The 19,259-nt window shown below is 54.8% G+C and carries 18 protein-coding genes; 8 read left to right on the plus strand and 10 right to left on the minus strand.

The features are described from left to right. Position 1: 1 nt before the first annotated feature. The 3 genes from FKN99_RS00470 to FKN99_RS00480 all read right to left on the minus strand — a co-directional run bounded on the left by FKN99_RS00470 (position 2) and on the right by FKN99_RS00480 (position 2,692). Positions 2–703, minus strand: coding sequence for an ABC transporter permease (locus FKN99_RS00470; protein WP_172116068.1), 702 nt, complete (start codon positions 701–703; stop codon positions 2–4). A gap of 14 nt (positions 704–717) precedes the next feature. Beyond that, the gene (locus FKN99_RS00475; RefSeq protein ID WP_406565410.1) at positions 718–1,488 is read right to left on the minus strand and encodes an ABC transporter ATP-binding protein; all 771 of its coding nucleotides are present in this window, start codon (positions 1,486–1,488) and stop codon (positions 718–720) included. A 205-nt stretch (positions 1,489–1,693) separates the two neighbouring features. Continuing rightward, positions 1,694–2,692: a succinylglutamate desuccinylase gene (locus FKN99_RS00480; protein WP_172116070.1), complete on the minus strand. Its 999-nt coding sequence runs from the start codon at positions 2,690–2,692 to the stop codon at positions 1,694–1,696. 346 nt (positions 2,693–3,038) lie between these two features. Between FKN99_RS00480 and wrbA the strand changes: the two genes are divergently transcribed. Further along, the gene (gene wrbA / locus FKN99_RS00485) at positions 3,039–3,638 is read left to right on the plus strand and encodes an NAD(P)H:quinone oxidoreductase (RefSeq protein ID WP_087108478.1); all 600 of its coding nucleotides are present in this window, start codon (positions 3,039–3,041) and stop codon (positions 3,636–3,638) included. Positions 3,639–3,705: 67 nt separating this feature from the next. Here wrbA and FKN99_RS00490 read toward each other — a convergent pair whose 3' ends face one another. After that, on the minus strand, positions 3,706–4,779 hold the full coding sequence (locus tag FKN99_RS00490; protein ID WP_172116071.1) for a tartrate dehydrogenase: 1,074 nt from the start codon (positions 4,777–4,779) through the stop codon (positions 3,706–3,708). Positions 4,780–4,889: 110 nt separating this feature from the next. Between FKN99_RS00490 and FKN99_RS00495 the strand changes: the two genes are divergently transcribed. Next, complete coding sequence (locus tag FKN99_RS00495; RefSeq protein WP_172116072.1) at positions 4,890–5,831, plus strand: LysR family transcriptional regulator; 942 nt, start codon at positions 4,890–4,892, stop codon at positions 5,829–5,831. A 193-nt stretch (positions 5,832–6,024) separates the two neighbouring features. Here the strand turns inward: FKN99_RS00495 and FKN99_RS00500 are convergent, their stop codons facing one another. Continuing rightward, positions 6,025–6,975, minus strand: a complete 951-nt coding sequence (locus FKN99_RS00500; RefSeq protein WP_406565411.1) for an ABC transporter substrate-binding protein — start codon at positions 6,973–6,975, stop codon at positions 6,025–6,027. A 285-nt stretch (positions 6,976–7,260) separates the two neighbouring features. Here FKN99_RS00500 and FKN99_RS00505 point away from each other — a divergent pair, with 285 nt between their 5' ends. From FKN99_RS00505 to FKN99_RS00520, 4 genes are all read left to right on the plus strand, one after another. Then, positions 7,261–8,136 (plus strand): LysR substrate-binding domain-containing protein, encoded by an 876-nt coding sequence (locus FKN99_RS00505; protein ID WP_172116073.1) that lies wholly within the window; start codon positions 7,261–7,263, stop codon positions 8,134–8,136. Positions 8,137–8,231: 95 nt separating this feature from the next. Further along, positions 8,232–9,683 carry an alanine/glycine:cation symporter family protein gene (locus tag FKN99_RS00510; RefSeq protein ID WP_172116074.1) on the plus strand — a complete coding sequence of 484 codons (1,452 nt, stop codon included), beginning with the start codon at positions 8,232–8,234 and terminating at the stop codon, positions 9,681–9,683. A 169-nt stretch (positions 9,684–9,852) separates the two neighbouring features. After that, positions 9,853–10,461, plus strand: a complete 609-nt coding sequence (locus FKN99_RS00515) for an FMN-dependent NADH-azoreductase (protein WP_172116075.1) — start codon at positions 9,853–9,855, stop codon at positions 10,459–10,461. A gap of 35 nt (positions 10,462–10,496) precedes the next feature. Continuing rightward, positions 10,497–10,802, plus strand: coding sequence for an MGMT family protein (locus FKN99_RS00520; RefSeq protein WP_087108490.1), 306 nt, complete (start codon positions 10,497–10,499; stop codon positions 10,800–10,802). Positions 10,803–10,881: 79 nt separating this feature from the next. On the opposite strand, the gene FKN99_RS00525 is transcribed toward FKN99_RS00520, so the two are convergent. The 5 genes from FKN99_RS00525 to FKN99_RS00545 form a co-directional block, all read right to left on the minus strand. Further along, complete coding sequence (locus FKN99_RS00525; RefSeq protein WP_172116076.1) at positions 10,882–12,132, minus strand: multidrug effflux MFS transporter; 1,251 nt, start codon at positions 12,130–12,132, stop codon at positions 10,882–10,884. Beyond that, positions 12,125–12,727 carry a TetR/AcrR family transcriptional regulator gene (locus tag FKN99_RS00530; protein ID WP_172116077.1) on the minus strand — a complete coding sequence of 201 codons (603 nt, stop codon included), beginning with the start codon at positions 12,725–12,727 and terminating at the stop codon, positions 12,125–12,127. Before FKN99_RS00530 ends, FKN99_RS00525 begins: the two co-directional genes overlap by 8 nt. A gap of 176 nt (positions 12,728–12,903) precedes the next feature. After that, positions 12,904–13,164, minus strand: coding sequence for a nuclear transport factor 2 family protein (locus tag FKN99_RS00535; RefSeq protein WP_253926933.1), 261 nt, complete (start codon positions 13,162–13,164; stop codon positions 12,904–12,906). Beyond that, positions 13,154–14,719, minus strand: a complete 1,566-nt coding sequence (locus FKN99_RS00540; protein ID WP_172116078.1) for a bifunctional GNAT family N-acetyltransferase/carbon-nitrogen hydrolase family protein — start codon at positions 14,717–14,719, stop codon at positions 13,154–13,156. Before FKN99_RS00540 ends, FKN99_RS00535 begins: the two co-directional genes overlap by 11 nt. Before the next feature lie 47 nt (positions 14,720–14,766). Beyond that, positions 14,767–15,678 carry a DMT family transporter gene (locus FKN99_RS00545; protein WP_172116079.1) on the minus strand — a complete coding sequence of 304 codons (912 nt, stop codon included), beginning with the start codon at positions 15,676–15,678 and terminating at the stop codon, positions 14,767–14,769. 160 nt (positions 15,679–15,838) lie between these two features. Here FKN99_RS00545 and FKN99_RS00550 point away from each other — a divergent pair, with 160 nt between their 5' ends. Both FKN99_RS00550 and FKN99_RS00555 read left to right on the plus strand, forming a co-directional pair. Next, positions 15,839–17,860 carry an NADPH-dependent 2,4-dienoyl-CoA reductase gene (locus FKN99_RS00550; RefSeq protein ID WP_172116080.1) on the plus strand — a complete coding sequence of 674 codons (2,022 nt, stop codon included), beginning with the start codon at positions 15,839–15,841 and terminating at the stop codon, positions 17,858–17,860. 144 nt (positions 17,861–18,004) lie between these two features. Then, positions 18,005–19,060: a threonine aldolase family protein gene (locus FKN99_RS00555; protein WP_172116081.1), complete on the plus strand. Its 1,056-nt coding sequence runs from the start codon at positions 18,005–18,007 to the stop codon at positions 19,058–19,060. Positions 19,061–19,259 lie beyond the last annotated feature (199 nt).

Genomic DNA, 19,259 nt, shown 5'->3' on the forward strand with positions numbered 1-19,259 from the left:
GTCACTGCTCCCCAAAGCCGATGTCGTAGCGCTTTTGTAGCCGGGCAAAAATCCACTCGGAGACGCTGGCAATCAACAGATAGGCAACGGCTACAGGGATTAAAAACACAAACGGCTCATGAGTCGCTCGGGAGGCTTCAGCGGCCACGCGAACCATATCGGTCAAGCCGATTACCGAGACGAGCGCGGTGGTTTTCAGCAGCACCATCCAGTTATTGGAGAGCCCGGGCAGCGCATGACGCATCATTTGTGGGAAACGAATGCGGCGAAAGACCAGTGTGCTGCTCATCCCGTAGGCTTTGCCTGCCTCAATTTGGCCGTTATCGACGGCCATAAAGGCGCCCCGGAAGGTCTCGCCCATATAGGCACCAAAAATAAACCCAATGGTCAGTACGCCCGCGGCAAAGGCATTGAAATTAATGTAAATATCAATGTCGTAGCTGTAGTACAGAATATCACTAATCGCGTTAACACCGATTTGGCCGCCGTAAAACAGCAGCATCATCAAGACAAGGTCTGGCACGCCGCGAATCAGCGTCGTGTAAACGGTTGCCGTGCCGTGCAATAGCCAGTGGCGTGACATCTTGGCTGTGGCGGTGAGAAGGCCTAGCGCGATGGCTAACAGTAGCGATAAAACCGCTAGTTGAACGGTGACCCCGGCACCTTCGATCAAACGGGGGCCGTACCCTTGCAAATCCAGCATGGTCGCCTCGCAGATCAGTAGTTAGGAGTAAGAAACTGTTTCAGTCGGGACGATTGGGGATTGCCTAATACATCATCTGGCGCCCCGGCTTCTTCCACCAAGCCCTGATGAAGATAGATCACCTTGCTTGAGACATCGCGGGCAAAACTCATCTCATGGGTAACCACCACCATGGTACGCCCTTCATTGGCCAGGTCGCGCATGACTTTCAGTACGTCGCCGACAAGCTCCGGGTCCAGCGCCGAGGTCGGCTCGTCAAACAGCATAACCTCTGGGTTCATGGCCAGTGCCCGAGCAATCGCGCCGCGCTGCTGCTGGCCACCTGACATTTGCGCCGGGTAGGCGTTGGCGCGGGCGGTTAGCCCCACACGCTCAAGCAGCGCATGGGCCTGTTCAATCGCTTCTTTTTTAGGAAGGCCGAGCACATGGATAGGCGCTTCAATTATATTTTCAAGCAGCGTCATGTGTGCCCAGAGATTGAAATTCTGAAACACCATGGAAAGCTTGGCACGCATTTGGACAACCTGTTTCCAATCGGCTGGCTCGCGTCCGTGCCGGTTCACCTTAAAGCGTATCGGGTCGCCGTGAAGGATAATCTCGCCCTCATCCGGCTGCTCTAACAGGTTCATACAGCGCAGAAAGGTACTTTTACCCGACCCTGAAGCGCCAATTAGCGTGATGACATCACCTTTTTGGGCTTCGAGTGAAAGGCCTTTCAGAACTTCCGTATCGCCGAAGCGCTTTTTAATATTACGCACTTCCAGGGGAGTAGCGGCCATAAACATAGGCTCCAGTACAAAGTTGCCGCGGTAGCAACGTGTTGAGTTAACGTAGGCTAAATGCGGCTGGCGCGAAAAAAGTGGCGATTCTATCAGGCTCAGCGAAAAATGCGTGCTTTCCTTATACGATAAATGTAGGAAGGCGGCCGTAAGTGATACGCGTGTGCCTCGATATTATCTCCATGTTGTTGTTATTAAATAACTATTAAGCTTATTTTGCGGTTTGACTTGAGGAGTGAACCGGGGCCACCAAAAGCGCCGCCCGCGCCCCCAACGCCACGTTGGCATTAGGAAATACGACATGTAGCGGCGTCTCGCCCACCACGAAATCGCCTGCCACGCTATCCTGGGCCAAACGCGTGCCGGGCTCAAAACGGCTGAAGTTGGGCATGTCAGCATCAACGTAGAGCGTAAAGTCCTCCGCTTGGCGCTTAAGCTCATGCTCTACCTGAAAGAATACCATGCTCGCGGGGTCTTGCTGGGCAGGTGTTTCGCCTTTGCTGAGCGACGTAAGCAGCGCGCCCATGGGGATTAGCGATGCCCTGTCATTTTGCCCGAAAGGGGCGACGCGGCCTAGCTCAAAAGTGAACGCTTGAGCGCCGTGGTAATGCTTGCTGTAGTGCGAGAAGGTCCAGCTTGTCTGGTGTTGATGAAGCACGGCCTGCATGCCCGCCGCAGCAAGCCACTGCCACTGCTCCGGCAGGGTTGCAGTGTTAGCAAACGGCTCGACAACAAAAATCGGGTAGAGGCTTTCACGAATGGCGGTGTGCAAGTCGTAGTGCAACCTGGGTCGCGCGGCATGAGTTGCATAAAATCGGTCTACCGCAGCCATTAGTTCACGTGCGCGTTCTGGCTCCTCACCACTGTCCGTTAAATCACGCTTAAAGAGGCGGTTAAGGTTGGTTGCTATAAACCGTTGCTGAGCGCGTAGCGCGGGGATATTGCCAAGGATGACCAGTACGGGAGCACCCAGTGGGGTAGTGCCTGCTTTCAGGGCGCTTAGCCACTCACCGAGCAATTCAACCGGGGCCGTTTCGTTGCCATGAATCGCCGCTGAAAAAACGCAGGCATAGGCCTCTGGCTGCGGCGTATGGGGGATAAGCTCCATAATGCCGGGGGCATGAAGCCGATAAGTACCGCTTGGAAATTGGCCGCTACGCTGTACGGGAAGGTGCCCATCAAGGGTCCAGTCAAGCCAGTGATTCAGCATTATCGGCCTCTTGTTATAGGTTGGAAATTCACACGCTATCTTTAACATGCTCAAAAACGGGAGCAAGCGTTAGCGTCGTGGTTATGAAAATGGCGGGCGCTCGAGTGTAAGACGGTACCTAAAACGCTCACGGTGAGTGGGCGTTTTAATAGGAAGGGCGCTTTGCCGCGCACTTTTGGGATTCAATGCGAGAAACCAGCCGCTGCTTTGTATCAGCGTAAGGTGAAAATCGAAGAGTGCAGGGGAAAACATTCGCTTTTCGCTGCTGCAGGCTAGGCTATGTTGTAGTCATTCCCTAATCGGAATGCCATTAACGTAGCTAAAACGCAGTCCAAAGGAGTAAGCAATGACAAAGGTATTGGTACTTTACTATTCCATGTATGGGCATGTTGATACCTTGGCCAAGGCCGTTGCAGAAGGGGCAAGGAAAGTTGAAGGCGTAGAGGTAACCGTTAAGCGAGTACCTGAAACCATGCCCGCAGATGCCTTCAAAAATGCCGGCGGTAAGCAGGATTACGATACGCCCGAAGCGACTCCCCAGGAACTGGCCGATTACGATGCGATTATTGTTGGTACCCCAACCCGCTTTGGCAATATGACCGGCCAAATGCGCACCTTTTTTGACCAAACCGGCGGCTTATGGGCTAACGGCACCTTGCGTGGCAAAGTGGCGAGTGTGTTTACCTCAACAGGTACCGGCGGTGGCGATGAGATGACGATTACCTCCACCTGGACGACGCTTGCCCACCACGGCATGGTGATTGTGCCCGTCGGTTATGGCATTGAAGAGCAGTTTGATATTTCCGAAGTCAGCGGCGGTAACCCTTACGGAGCGGCGACTTTGGCAGGTAGTGACGGCTCCCGCCAGCCAAGCGAGCGTGAACTGAAGCTTGCGCGCTTTCAGGGCGAGCACGTTGCGAAAATCGCTGCGAAGTTAGCGGAGTAACCAACCGCCAATAAAAAGCCACCCCGTCGATAATTATCTGCGGGGTGGCTTTCCTATGGCGAAGGGATTACTGGCTTAAACGTTTGGCAATCGCGCGGCCCAGGCTTTCCGTGGTGCCTTGGCCGCCAACATCACGGGTGACCACTTGGCTGTCACCTTCGCGAAGCACGTCTTCAATCGCCGTCACCATCGCATCAGCGGCTGCTTTATGGCCCAGATGCTCAAGCATCATGGCGCCAGACCAAATCTGCCCGATCGGGTTGGCGATACCTTTGCCTGCAATATCCGGTGCGCTGCCGTGTACCGGTTCAAACAGGCTGGGGAATTTGCCTTCGGGGTTAATGTTGGCCGAAGGGGCAATGCCGATAGTGCCGGTACACGCTGGCCCCAGGTCGGAAAGAATATCGCCAAACAGGTTGCTGCCGACGACCACGTCAAACCAGTCGGGATGCAGTACAAAGTTGGCGGTCAGGATATCAATATGGAATTTATCGACATCAATCTCCGGATACTGCTTGGCCATTTCCAGCACGCGCTCGTCCCAGTAGGGCATGGTGATAGAGATGCCGTTGGATTTGGTGGCCGAGGTGAGCTTTTTGCGTGGGCGAGTTTGCGCCAAGTCAAATGCGTACTTAAGCACGCGGTCAACACCTGTACGCGACATCACGGTTTCCTGGATGACAATTTCGCGCTCGGTGCCTTCAAACATCTTGCCGCCGATGCTTGAGTATTCGCCCTCGGTGTTTTCGCGCACCACGTAAAAGTCGATATCGCCTGGTTCACGTCCAGCAAGCGGGCTTTTAATACCGGGCATTAGCTTGCAAGGGCGCAGGTTGATGTACTGGTCGAACTGGCGGCGAAACTGCAGCAGCGAGCCCCAAAGAGAAATATGGTCGGGCACTTTGTCGGGCCAGCCTACCGCGCCGTAAAACAGCGCATCGAACCCCTTGAGCTGTTCAAACCAGTCGTCCGGCATCATTTGGCCGTGCTCCAGGTAGTAGTCGCAGCTGCCAAATTCAAAGGTCGTGAATTCAAGGTCGATATTAAAGCGCTGGGCTGCGGCCTCAAGGGCGCGAATACCTTCGGGCATGACTTCGGTACCAATGCCGTCGCCAGCGATCACTGCAATACGGTGGGCCATTTGGATTCCTTGTTATTAAAAAGATGAGCGATGAACGCAGTGTAGCCGCTATCTGGCTGATAATAATCAGGCTACTATGCAAGCTATTGTTGCCTGAAAGTGGAGAATCCATGTCGGCGCTAGATGATCTTGCCTTTTTTCAGCAGTTAGCCCGTGCAGGAAGTTTGACGGGAGCGGCGCGTGAGCTGGGGCTTTCGCTGTCGGCGGTGAGCAAGCGCTTAAAGCAGCTAGAGGCGCGGTTGGGCGTGGAGCTTGCCGCACGCACCACCCGGCGATTGACGCTCACGGCAGAAGGCGAGCGTTATCTCTCTCGCGGAGCGCTGATTCTGGATGAGCTGGGGGAGCTTGAGAACTCTCTTAACGATACACATAAGCATGGGCTTAGCGGGCGGCTACGGGTTAATGCCACCTTTGGTTTTGGTCGGCAGCACATTGCGCCGCTGCTCTCCACCTTTTGTGCAATGCACCCAGCGGTCGAGGGATGGCTGGAACTCACCAATTTCCCGCTTAACCTGAGCGATCACGGCTTTGATGTCGGTATACGGATTGGCGAGCCGCCGGATTCACGTTTGATTGCTCGGCCAATTTTGCCCAATCGCCGAGTGCTGTGTGCAGCACCTGGTTATATCGCTCGAATGGCACCGCTGAACGCGCCTGGCGACCTTGTGCGCCAGGCGTGCCTGGTGATTCGTGAAAACGATACGGACTTTCCCCTTTGGCGTTTTGAGCGCTGTAATGACCCAGGGTGTGTTCAGTCAGTGAAGGTGAGTGGACGGCTGGCCAGTAACGATGGAGAAGTCATAACTCGGTTGGCCCTGGACGGACACGGGATAATGATGCGCTCCTGGTGGGATGTAAACGAGCACTTGGCCAGCGGGGCGCTGGTGCCGCTGCTGCCTGAGTGGCAGGGCGTACGGGCCGACTTTTATGCGGTATTTGAGCAGCGCCGCCATGTGCCCACGCGGTTACGCGCATTTATTGATCATGTGCAGCGTGACATAAGCGGGCGAGTACCGCCGCTGCCAGGCTTCGGCCTCGATGCACGACGGTGACCAGCTCATCACGCACTGACACGTTTGGTCAGAAACCAGTGGATAAAACAAGTGTCTTGTTAGGGACTCAGTTAACCCTGGGCGTGCGTGATGGGCGCTGGGTACGTGGCAAGGCGAGCACCGCGACCGGGGAGGGTCGCGGTGCATCCTTGCTACGTTACATGGTTGTGATGCGTTGGCATAAGATGCGCACTTATAACGTAAGCTGCGCTTTAATAATTGGCCAGGCGGGTTCGCCGTCGGTGTTCGTTACATCGGTAAGCATGGCTTCTAGCCGCTCGGGGTGATTGCTGATCCACTCCTGGGCTACCTCGGAAAGCGCACGCTCGTCTTGACCAAACGCCTGGATCATCCAGCTTTGTTCGTCAGCGGTGAAGCTGAACTGCTCAAAAAACGCAGTGATATTGGGATTGGCTTCAGCATAGTCGGCGCGCAGCAGGGTAAGTACATCACTTTCACCGTTGTTTTCACCGAACAGATTGTCTGGATCCTCCAGGTAACGCATGGGTAGCTCAAGGTTCATCCAGTGAGGAGTCCAGCCGACCCAGACCACCGCTTGTTCACGCTCGATAGCATCGCGAGCGGCGGACAGCATGGCGATTTCGCTGGTATCAACCAGGCGCCAGTCACCCAGCTCCCAAGCGTCATTATCAATGGCGTCATGGAGAATTTCGCTGGCCGCCGAGCCAGCGCCAAAGCTGAGAATCTGACCGTTAAACAGGTCGCGGTTTTCGGCAAGGTCAGCAAAACTTTGAATGCCGCTCTCGTAAATATAGGTAGGCACCGCCAGCGTCATTTGCGCGCCGTCAACGTTGTTCGCCACATCAATCAGTAAGCCTGACTCTTTGCGTGGGGTGAACATGTCACGCTGAGCGGGCAGCCAGGCGCCCAGAAATACATCGATATCACCGCTCTCCATACCCTGATAGATCACCTGCAGGCCAATCTCTTGCGCGCGGGTTTCATAACCCAGCGGGTTTAACAGCTGCTCGGCTATTTCCGTCTTTACGGTAATGCCAGGCCAGGCGGGAACACCAAAATCAAGTATTTGATCATCGCCGTGCGTGGTGGACGCAAAGGCAGCGGATAAGAGTGCTGTGGCTACCAACGGCATGCTGGGTGAGAGGCGTAGGCAGGTTTTCATTGAGATCTCCTTGCTGAGTTTTTATATCGCGCGGGGCGGTTTATGAGTGGCGTGCTAACACACGCAGGCGAGAGGCGAGCATGTCGCGGTCCAAATACGTGCCCTGGAGGTGACGAGCGCCGCTATCAAGGGTAATGACGGGGGCACGAACGCTAATATCGGTTGCCTCGTCCTGAAAACGAAAATCGACCGGGGCTCACCCGGATAGGATGCGCACTCGTCATGGCTCAAACAAATGATTAATATGGCCTCTAAGACCTTATTTTACTTATAGGTGAATTTATCATGAGTCAGTTACCGCCACTGTTATGGCTACAGGCATTTGAGTCGGCGGCGCGAACGCTCAGCTTTACCGCGGCTGGAAATGAGTTGGCTGTTACCCAAGCGGCCATTAGTCAGCGAGTTCGGTTGTTGGAAGAGCGGTTGGGGCAAAAGCTCTTTGTGCGCCATGCGCGAAGCTTAACCCTCACGCCTGTAGGGCAAGCCTGGCTGCCCAGTATCAATGATGCTTTTTCGCGGATCAGCGAAGGAACGGCTGAGGTGTTTGGCGCTACTAGTGGGCAGCCTGTGACATTAAGAGCCACGCCGATTCTCCAGCAATCCTGGCTGGCGCCGCGTTTGGCTGCTCTTTACCAGCACTGTCCACACATCACCATTCGCCTGGTCAGCGCTATCTGGCCTGATGACTATGGGGTAGAGGGCGCTGATATCGAAATCCGTTATGGGCGGGGGGAATGGAGTGGCGTTGAAATGCACTCGCTAGGTGATGAACAATTGCTGCCAGTGTGTTCGCCAACGCTTGCTGCAACGCTAACAACGCCTGCCGATTTAAGAGGGCACACGCTACTTCACGCAGTAGGTTTTGGTGTCGGCTGGTCAGGCTGGCTACAGGCGGCGGGCGTAGGTCACTTGGAAACGCAATGTCGTTCTATGACATGCGATAACCAGGTGATGACGTTAGCGTTAGCTAGCCAAGGCGCAGGGGTAGCGCTTATTCATCACCGTTTGTTGGAGCAGCGCAATGACCTGGTGACGCCGTTTCCGGCCATTAGTGTGCCAAGCGATGAGCAGTTCTGGCTGGTACGTCCCAGCCGTCGGCAGGTAGATGACGAAGCAGCCTTAGTCTGGGCGTGGTTAGCGAAAGATATTGGGGCTGCCTAGGAGCGTTTTAAGAATAAATGCTCCAATTTTCTTGCCATTTTCGTGCAGGCGTGAAGAATGAAGCGCCTTCGATAAGTTAAAAAAAGGCGTGTTGTATGGATTTCTCGGTACCTCAACTGTTGACCGCGTTGGTTGATCGCGGCAACGGGCTGTTATGGGGCAGTGTGCTGATCTACTTGCTGATCGGCGCAGGCCTCTACTTTACGATACGAACCGGTGCGATCCAAGTGCGCTATTTCGGTCACATGTTTAAACTGCTGCGCACCTCGCGCAACGCAGGTGACGGAATTTCTTCATTCCAGGCACTCTCCACCAGCCTGGCGGCACGCGTAGGCACCGGCAACCTGGCAGGTGTGGCGGTGGCGATCTATTTTGGTGGCCCAGGCGCGATTTTCTGGATGTGGATGACCGCCATGGTGGGTATGGCGACCAGCTTCATTGAATCTACCTTGGCGCAGGCCTATAAAACAGACCATGGGGATAGCACCTTTCGCGGCGGCCCCGCCCGTTATATTGAACGTGGGCTTGGGCTGCGCTGGCTGGCCGTGCTGTTTTCCATCTGTTTGATTGTAGCGTTTGGATTGGCGTTTAACAGCGTACAGGCCAACTCCATCGCCCAGGCCATGGAGCAGGCATTTGCTGTTCCCACCTGGGCCATGGGGTTAGTCTTGGTGGTAGTTGTGACGCCGATTATCTTTGGTGGCTTAAAGTCCATCGCCAAGGTCGCGGAGCTGGTGGTGCCATTAATGGCTCTGCTTTACCTGCTACTCGCGCTTGTTGTGGTCGGGCTTAATATCGGTGACTTCCCAGCAGCCATCATGACCATTGTGAAGAGCGCCTTTGGCCTTGAGCAAGCGGCTGGTGGGGCTGTGGGGTATGCCGTGTCACAAGCGATTATGAACGGCATTCAACGCGGCCTGTTCTCCAACGAGGCGGGCATGGGTTCGGCGCCGAATGCGGCAGCCACCGCCAGCACGCGGCCTAATCATCCGGCTGCCCAGGGCTTTATTCAGATGCTGGGTGTGTTTCTGGATACGCTGGTTATTTGTACGGCCACGGCGGCCATTATTATTATGGCAGGGCCTGAGCTGTTAGCCGGTGAAGAGACGAATGGTATCCAACTGACCCAAATGGCGCTTTCAAGCCACGTAGGCGATTGGGGAGGCATGTTTGTAGCTGTCGCTATCTTGCTGTTCGCGTTTACTTCTTTGATTGCCAACTACTCTTACGGCGAGTCCAATATTGAGTATTTAGCGGGTCGCCGAGCGCCGGTAGCGATTCTCCTTTACCGCTTGGCGGTGCTGGCGATGATCATGGTGGGATCGATGGCGAGTCTGGGGGCGATCTGGAACTTTGCGGATCTTTCCATGGGTATGATGGCAATTATTAACCTGGTGGCTATCCTGCTGCTTTCACCGGTTGCTTTTGCGCTGTTCCGTGATTACGAGGCGCAGTTGAAGGCAGGCAAAGAACCTACCTTTGACCCCAGCAAATTCCCCACGTTAGCCAATAAGGTTGATCCCAAGGCGTGGCCTAAAAAGCACTAATCATCAGCCAACTAAAACCCTGCTCACACAAAAGCGGGGTTTTTTTATAGATATCATCATAATTCGATTTTATCGAACGTAACACTCATATCATTGCGCTTTTGATTAATCAAAATCATCGTAAAATAGCGTTAATTCCTTATTAACCCTACGTTGGAGCTTTTTTTAAATGACAACTCGTGCCCTGCTGGTTACCTCCTCTGTACTTGGTGAAAACGGCCAATCTATCGCCTTGGCCAACCACTTCCAAAGCCGTGCGGCTGCCCGCGAAGGCGTCGATGTCACTAAGCGTGACGTGATTGCCGATGCGCTGCCTCACCTGGATATTGCGGAACTGGGCGCATGGCAGACACCGGCTGACGAGCGCAGCGACGAGCAGAAAGCACTGGCTGCTCGCTCTGATGAGCTGTTGGCCGAACTGCGTGCTAATGACGTGTTGGTCCTGGCGGTACCGATGTATAACCTGGGTATTCCTTCGCAGTTAAAAGCCTGGTTTGACCGTGTACTGCGTGCTGGCGAAACGTTCCGTTACACAGAAAACGGCCCACAAGGTCTCGTCGAAGGTAAGCGGGTGATTATCCTGGCGGCCCGTGGTGGTATGTATGCGGGGTCGGACAGGGATAGCCAAACGCCGCACCTGAAAAGCATGCTAGGCTTGATAGGCATTACCGATGTTGATGTCGTGTACGCAGAAGGTCTGAACATGGGCGAAGAGCAGCGTGCTGCAGCACAAAAAGAAGCGTTTCAGGCAATTGATCAGCTGGTGGAAGCGCTATAAGCCCGTTAGCCTGAGGTAATTACGGAGAATTCGTTATGGCCCGTCCCGAGCTTTTGGAGCAGATCTATACGATTGTTGATCAGATTCCGGCGGGGCGGGTCACGACGTATGGGCGTATCGCCGCTATGACCGAAGGCGCCACACCGCGAATGGTGGGGTCTGCCATGCGCCACTTGCCCGATGGTCATGAGCTTCCCTGGCACCGGGTGATTGCGGCCTCACTTAAACTTGCTGACCACGGCGGCGCTACCCGTCAGCATCAGAAATTGCGTGATGAAGGCGTGATGTTTGATGCCAAGGGCCGCGTGCCGCGTCACCTGGTGTGGCCGGATGAGCCGTAGAATACGTCCTTTCAATGAGAAGCCGCGCGGTTGCGCGGCTTTTTCGTTTGTACGTTTATTTATTCCTTTCTGAAAAGAGCTAAGTACGTGCCCCATCGAGGTGAACGTTCTGTGCTTTTTTCGTCATGGCACCGGCAAGCCGGCAGAGCAATAAAGCGGCCACGCCACACAGCGTAAGTGTTAGTGGCATCAAGTGAGGCCCTTGGGTCGCTAGGCTGGCAATATAGCCGACGGCCGCCGCGATCACATAGTGCAGGGTACCCATCAGCGCCGACGCCACACCGGCCTGCGCCCCGCCAGCGTTCATGGTCAGCGCGGTCAAATTACCAAACACCAGCCCAAGCGCGCCGATCGCTACCGCTAGCAGCGCCACGTACGTTTCGAACGTGACCATATCCATCGTGACGACCAGATATAAAAGCGCCCCCGCCAGTGTATGTATACCAAGCCCGAGATAAGTCACCCCGGCAGGCGTCATACCGCGTGCAGACAACGCATTGGATAGCATACCAGCGATAATCAGCCCGACGGAATTGGCGGCAAACAGATAGCTGAAATGGGTCGGGGTCATGCCAAAATGGTCGGTAAACACAAACGCCGCAGCGCTGATATAGGTGAAAAGTGACCCCAGAACAAAACCACCGGCCGCCGTATACGCCATGAAGACCCGACGACGCGACTGAGCCAGATACCCACGCACAACACTGCCTACGCTAAGCGCTGTGCGCTGCCTAACGTCAAGCGTCTCGGGAATGGCGGCCAGGCTCCATGCCAATCCGATGACGCCCAAGCCGGCCAGCGTCCAGAAAATACCACGCCAGCCACCGTGCTCAAGCAGAAAGCCCCCCATCATGGGCGCCACGACGGGTGCAATCATCATGACTTGCATCAATAGCGAAAAGATTTTGGCAGAGCTTTTCACATCGCAAAGATCGGCCACAATGGCACGTGGAGCGACCAAGCCTGCGGCCGCGCCGATGGCCTGTAAAAAGCGTGCGGCGAGCAGCCACTCAAGCGTGGGTGCCATGGCCGCAATCACCGAACCCACCACAAAGATTACAAGCCCCACCAGAAGCGGCATTCTCCGCCCAAAACGCTCCAGCAGCGGGCCATAAAGACACTGCCCCAGCGCTAGCCCTGCCAAAAAGACCGACAGCGTTTGCTGCACGCTGCCCGCCGAGACCTCATAGGTCTGCGCAATCATCGGCATGCCGGGCAGATACATATCAATCGCCATGGCATCGAGTGCGGTCAACAGGGCCAGCAGAATGACCAGCGCCATGCCCACTGTACTTTGGTGAGTATTCTCACGAATGACCTGTTCAGTCATGATGCTCTCCTGCAAGCCTTGCGATACTGTCGCCCATGAGGCGTTCAAGTGCGTTGAGACGTGCCTCAAAGCGCTCGGTGCCAATATAGATAAGCGCCACGTGGAGGCTATCCACCATGCCCATGTAGGCGTGGCCTAGCATCAGGGCATCCTGGTCAGAAAGCGCCTTTCCAACATGGCGACGCAGCGCTGTCGTGAAATCTGCTAACAGCTGTTGCATGTAACCCTCGTAGCCTTCCTGAAGTTCATGAAAAAGCGACTCGGGCGGGATATATGAGGTGCGTAGCAGAAACCGAAAGTGCTCTGAGTCGGCGTAGCGTGCCAGCAACGATTCGCAATAGTGCTGGCCTGGCAGTCCAGTATTGGAGTGCTCAAAGCATTCCTGGGCAAATTGCGATTCAACTTTCAAGGCATCTTCAAACACCGCCGAAAACAGCGCGTCCTTATTTTTGATATGCGAATAAAGCGACGCTTTGCGAATACCGGCGTCGGCAGCAATTCCCGACAATGAAGCGCCCTCATAACCATGCTGGGCAAACTGGGCAACGGCTGCGTTGAGCACCCGGCGCAATGCGGGTGTCGTTGTGGGTAACATTTCTTGCTCTCCAAACATGAAGTTCTTAATGGCGCATGCGTCAAACATGTCAAACCCAAGCGATGCATCATAATACAAAAGCTACCGACCGGTAGGTAGTTTTTTTGTTTATAAAAAAGGCCCTTTAGGGCCAAATAAAATTGACTGCTACCCGATTTAAAACGTAGCTGTCTAATTTAAAACATCGTGTTGTCGTTGGCCGCTTCTTCCGGCACAGACTGGATGACATCCCAGTGCTCGACGATCATTTCATTTTCAACGCGGAAGATATCCACAACGGCCTCACCGCGATCCTCATCACCCCAGACCAGGTCGTCATCGGTCGCACTACGCACGATCTCGCTCTGGTAGTCCGGGTTTTCCTTGAAGCAGCCTGCAAAGTAATCCACGAAAGGCGCTTTGCCATCCGGTACTTCCGGTTCGCACTTATACTTCAATGGAGCCGGATTTCAAGGACCAGTCCCGCCAGCGTAGATCAAACAGATCCTTGCGGCGATCCTTCATGTTCGTCACTGAGCCCTCTGCGCGCACCACGGTTAGGCGAGTCAAATCCAGGTCTGAGAAGAAAATCATCTCGGTATTGGGTGTGGTTTCCGCCAGCACTGCATCGTGGGGGAAGGCGAAGTCAGAAGGGGTAAAGACGGCAGACTGCGCGTACTGGATATCCAGGTTTTCAATCGAGGGCAGGTTGCCGACGCTACCGCAGAGTACCACGTAGCACTCGTTCTCGATGGCACGTGCCTGGCCACAGTGACGAACCCGCAGGTAGCCATTCTTGGTGTCGGTCCAGAACGGCACAAACAGAATATCCATGTCCTGATCGGCCAGTAGACGGCCGAGTTCCGGGAACTCTACGTCGTAGCAGATCAAAATGCCCACGCGGCCTGCATCGGTGTTAAACACCTGCAAGTTGTCACCGCCTTCGATTACCCAATCGCGACGCTCCTGAGGAGTGATATGCAGCTTGGCTTGCTTGTCGACTTCACCATCGCGGTGGAAGAGGTAGGCAACGTTGTAGAGCCGGTCATTTTCGCCCACTTCAATCATTGAGCCGCCAACAATATTGATATTGTAGGAGACCGCCATGCGTGAAAGTTCGGTTTTAAAGCGTTCGGTAAAGCCTGCCAGAAAACGTATCGCCGCCATTTGGTCCTGCTGAGCGGCGCGGTCTTGCAAGCCCATCAGCGGGGTGGTGAACAGCTCCGGAAAAACCGCAAAGTCACTCTGGTAATCTGAAAGCGCGTCGACAAAATACTCAATCTGCTGAAGGGCGGCTTCTACCGAGGCAAACTCACGCATCTGCCACTGTACGGCGCCAACACGCACTTGGGTTGGGCGCGTATCCAGCACGTTTTCGGCAGGCTCAAAGAGAATATTGTTCCACTCGAGCAGGGTCGCGTAGCCCTTGGACTGCTCATCTTCGGGCAGGTATTTGCGCAGCAGGCGTTTTACCTGGAAGTCGTTAGCCAGTTGGAACGACAGAATGGGATCATAAATCTCCTTGCGAGAGACTTTTTCGATGTACTGGGCCGGCGTTAGCTCATCGGCATGCTGATAGTATTCGGGAATGCGCCCGCCCGCCAAAATGGCGCGCAGGTTATGCGAACGACACAGCTCTTTGCGCGCTTCGTAAAGGCGCCGCCCCAGGCGGTAACCGCGGTAGTCCGGGTGAATCAGCACATCCAGCCCGTACATCGCATCGCCATTTTCATCGTTGAGAATAATCTCACGATGGCCAATCAGGTCGTCATATTTATGCGGGTTGGAAAACTCGTCGTAATCCACCTGAACCGTTAGCGCGACGCCTACCAGATTGCCGTCATCTTCAATGGCGATCTGGCCGTCGGGAAACTCCTGAATCAGCTTGTCGATGGTGTGGCGGGGCCAGGCGCCGCCAATATTATGATAGACAGCGTCCATCAATGTCTTGAGCTGATCGTAATCATCGCTCGTCAGGTTGCGCACATTTAGATGCAGGTCTTCCAGGGACATATCAGGGGGTTCCAGAATAAAAAAGAAAACAGCCTAGTACATGATGGCTAGGCGCTGCCCGGCTTATTCACCGACACGTTTCCCACCAGTGGGCGCGTCAAGGTTTGCGCCATGATGACGCCCGCCAGAATCAGAAGTCCACCGGTAAAGTGGAAGCCTGCCACTTGCTCGCCCAGCATCGCCATGGCAATCAGTGCGCTGAACAGAGGCATCAGGTTGATAAAAATGCTCGCCTGGTTAGCGCCAATTTGGCGGACCGCGCGCATCCATAAAAATGTGGTAATGACGGAGGCAGGAATGCCTGCATAGAGAATAAGCCCAATGTTTTGACTATCCACAGGCGTCATTGGCCCCATCAAATAGGGCGGCAGCAAAAACAGTACCGCAAAACATACCTGAGCATAGAGCATTACCCAAGGCGGTAAGTTCATTTTCCAGCGCTTTAGCATAACGCCGTAGAGCGCGTAGCAGCTGGCTGCCACCACCATTAGCGCATCGCCATGGGCAACCTCAAGCTGAAGAAGCGATAAGGGATTACCGCGGCCCAGCAACACGGTGACGCCGATAAAGGCCAGCACGCCGCCCATAACGCCGCCCAGGGTTGGCGGTTCACGCAGGATAAGCGCACTCAGCAACACGGTCAAAAGCGGCACCATCGCAGCTAGAATACCCATGTTGGTAGCCGTTGTGGTTTCCGCTGCAACATAGGCCAACCCTTGCCATAGCCCCATACCTAAAAGACCCAGTAAGGCGAGTTTCGGCCAGTTACGGCGTATTTCTGCACGATGACGAAGCACGGCCGGAAGCACGAAGGGCGTCATCACCGCTAGCGCCAACAGCCAGCGTAAAAAAGCGATGCTGCTCGGCGCAATCGCGCCTACGGTCAACTGATTAATGGTCATGTTGCCCGACCAGATCAGCACGGTGGCTAGTGGTGGCAAAAAGTAAATCAACGGCATAGCGGTTTTCCTTATCGTTAGCCGAATAATGTTACGTGCTTTAACGCAATGAGCAAGACTGAGAAACGATGGCTCTGGATCTCCCTGGTAAGTCGTAAAGGGCTGTACGACGGCGATTGGATGTCATACGCTTGTTTGAATAACGCCAAGGAGAACCGTGATGACCCGTGCGCCCGCTTACCCGCATCTTTTCCAGCCAATTACGATTGGCCATTTAACGCTGCCCAACCGCATTTTAATGGGCTCCATGCATACCAACCTGGAAGAGACGCCCAATGGGTTTGCAAGATTAGCGGCTTTTTATGCTGAGCGTGCGCGGGCCGGGGTAAGTTTAATCGTCACCGGGGGGATTGCGCCAAATCCGGAAGGCGCGGTGTTTCAGGGCGCCAACGCGCTAACCGATGAGACCCAATTGGCAGAGCATCGCCAAGTGGTGGAGGCTGTTCACGCGGAAGGCGGGCACCTGTGCATGCAGATTCTCCATGCGGGGCGCTACGCCTACTCGCCTGAATTGGTGGCGCCCTCGGCAATTCAGGCACCCATTAATCCATTTACTCCCCGTGAACTAAGTAGTGACGACGTTGAGCAGCAAATTGCCGACTACGTGCGCTGCGCATGCCTGGCGCAACAGGCAGGTTATGACGGCGTCGAAATAATGGGCTCGGAAGGCTATCTGATTAATCAGTTTATTTGCCAGCGGACCAATCAGCGCAGCGATGCCTGGGGCGGTAGTTTTGAGCATCGCATTCGCTTTCCGCTGGAAATTGTTAAACGCATTCGAGCGGCAGTGGGCCAGCGCTTTGTGGTGATTTTTCGCCTGTCGATGATTGACTTGGTGGAAGACGGCAGCACATGGCAAGAGATCGTCACGCTTGGCCAGGCGGTGGAAGCCGCGGGTGCCGATATCATCAATACCGGGATTGGTTGGCATGAAGCGCGGGTTCCCACCATTGTCACCAGCGTGCCACGTGCGGCCTTTACCGAAGTGACCCGGCGAGTAAAAGCAGCGCTTTCGGTGCCGCTGATCACCACCAACCGGATTAATATGCCAGAGATTGCCGAACAGGTGCTGGCCGAAGGCCACGCCGATATGGTGTCCATGGCGCGGCCGTTTTTGGCAGACCCTGAGTGGGTACGTAAAGCCGAAGCGGGGCAGGCCGATGAAATCAATACCTGTATTGCCTGTAACCAGGCCTGCCTGGATCACACCTTTGCAGGCAAGCTAACCTCTTGCTTGGTTAACCCGCGCGCCTGCCATGAAACCGAACTTGTGATTGAACCCGCTATCACGCCTAAACGCGTGGCCGTGGTGGGCGGTGGGCCAGCGGGGCTTGCCACGGCCGTTACCGCCGCCAGCCGGGGCCATCACGTCGTGCTGTTTGAGCAGCGTGACACGCTGGGCGGGCAGTTTAACTACGCGCGCCGGATTCCTGGTAAAGAGGAGTTTAACGAAACCCTACGCTACTACCGCGTCATGCTGGAAAAGTACGCGGTAGAGGTCCGCTTGAACACCCGTGCCACTCCAGAAGCACTGGCTGAGTTTGACGATATTATCATCGCCAGCGGCGTACGCCCGCGCACGCTGTCGCTGCCCGGCGCTGAACACCCCAGTGTGCTGAGCTATGCCGATGCCATTGAATTCCCCGAGCGGGTAGGTCGCCGGGTTGCCGTTATCGGGGCAGGCGGTATTGGTTTTGACGTTTCCGAGCTTTTGGCCCATGAAGAGCATCCGGCCCTTGATGTTGATACCTGGTGCGACGAGTGGGGCGTTGACTTGGCCGTTAGCGAACGCGGCGGTTTAAAAGCCCCTGTGGCGCCCGCTGTCTCACGTGACATTGTCATGCTACAGCGTAAAACCTCTAAGCCTGGCAAGTACCTGGGTAAAACCACTGGCTGGGTACACCGGGCTTCGCTAAAGGCGCGCGGCGTTTCAACCTTAACGGGCTGCGAGTATCTTAAAATTGATGATGATGGGCTGCATATTCGCCGCGATGGCGAGGACAGCGTGCTGGGTGTGGATACGGTGGTGGTATGCGCGGGGCAGGAGTCAGTGCGTGATTTAGTGGCGCCGCTTGAAGCGCTCGGTAAACCGATTCATATCATTGGCGGTGCCGATGAGGCGGCAGAGCTTGACGCCAAGCGCGCTATTGATCAGGGAATGCGCTTGGCTGCCCAGCTTTAACCGCGTTGATAGTGGCGGGTGACGCTCGTCCATAAATGACGATAGACTGACTGATCCATCACCTTATTAAGCATAACGTGATGTTAAAGGCGCTAGTGGCACCCAGCTGGCGCTGTAACAATATGAGGTATAAGGATAATTGTCATGACGTCGGAGTGTACCCCCCGTTTTTTAGCCAGCGATAACACTTCTGGTATTTGCCCGGAAGCCATGGCGTATCTACTGGACGCTAATCAGGTTGATGACCTGGCGTATGGCAATGACCATTGGACCGAGCGTGCGGCGAACCGCTTTCGTCAAATGTTTGATTATGACTGCGAAGTGTTTTTTGTTTTTAACGGTACTGCGGCTAACTCACTGGCGCTTTCTGCGATGGGGCGCAGTTACCATAGCGTGATTTGTCATGAGCTGGCGCATATTGAAACCGACGAGTGCGGCGGCCCGGAGTTCTTCTCCAATGGCGCCAAGCTGCTGACCTCGCCAGGGGCGAATGGCAAGCTTACCCCTGAGGGGATTGAGGCCCTAGTGACGCGGCGTAGCGATATTCACTACCCGAAACCTAAAGTGGTTTCGCTGACCCAGGCGACCGAAGTAGGAACGGTATATACCCGTGAAGAACTGCTGGCCATTCGCGCGATTGCCGATAAGCATGATTTGCGCCTACACATGGATGGCGCTCGGTTTGCCAATGCCTGTGCCAGCTTGAATGCTACACCTGCCGAGCTGACCTGGCAGGTAGGCGTTGATGCACTGTGTTTTTCTGGGACTAAAAATGGCTTGGCGATGGGCGAGGCGATTTTGTTCTTTAATCGCGAGCTGGCAGAAGATTTTTCGTATCGCTGCAAGCAAGCAGGTCAGTTGGCATCCAAAATGCGCTATATATCAGCGCCGTGGCTGGGCCTTTTGGAGAGCGGGGCGTGGCTCACCAATGCTCAACATGCTAACGCAATGGCACAATATTTAACGCAAGGGCTGCAAGCGCTGCCTGGTGTGTCGTTGATGTTTCCTGCTCAGGCAAACAGCGTCTTTGTTGAGTTGCCAGCCCATGCAATTAGCGCCCTAAAAGCCAAGGGGTGGACCTTCTATACGTTTATTGGCGCCGGAGGGGCACGCTTTGTATGTGCCTGGAATACCACCGTTGAATTACTGGATTTACTGATCGCGGATGTCAACGTCGCGCTTGAACAGCACTCTGGGTAGCAAGACTCAGGAGGTTTCAGGCGTATCGCTTTTTGTACCGCCGCTGCACACGCAGCGGCGGTTTTTTGTAGACACTCAATAAAAAGGCGTGACGCCTGGCCCGCCATGCCAATGTTGATCATTAGTGAATCGTTAAACGTTTCTGATGAAGTGCTTTTTGGTTAAAAGCCTGTTGTATCAACATCCTGCCTTTGAAGTG

Origin of the sequence: Halomonas hibernica (assembly GCF_013183775.1) — a bacterium.
GTDB classification, from domain to species: domain Bacteria; phylum Pseudomonadota; class Gammaproteobacteria; order Pseudomonadales; family Halomonadaceae; genus Vreelandella; species Vreelandella citrativorans.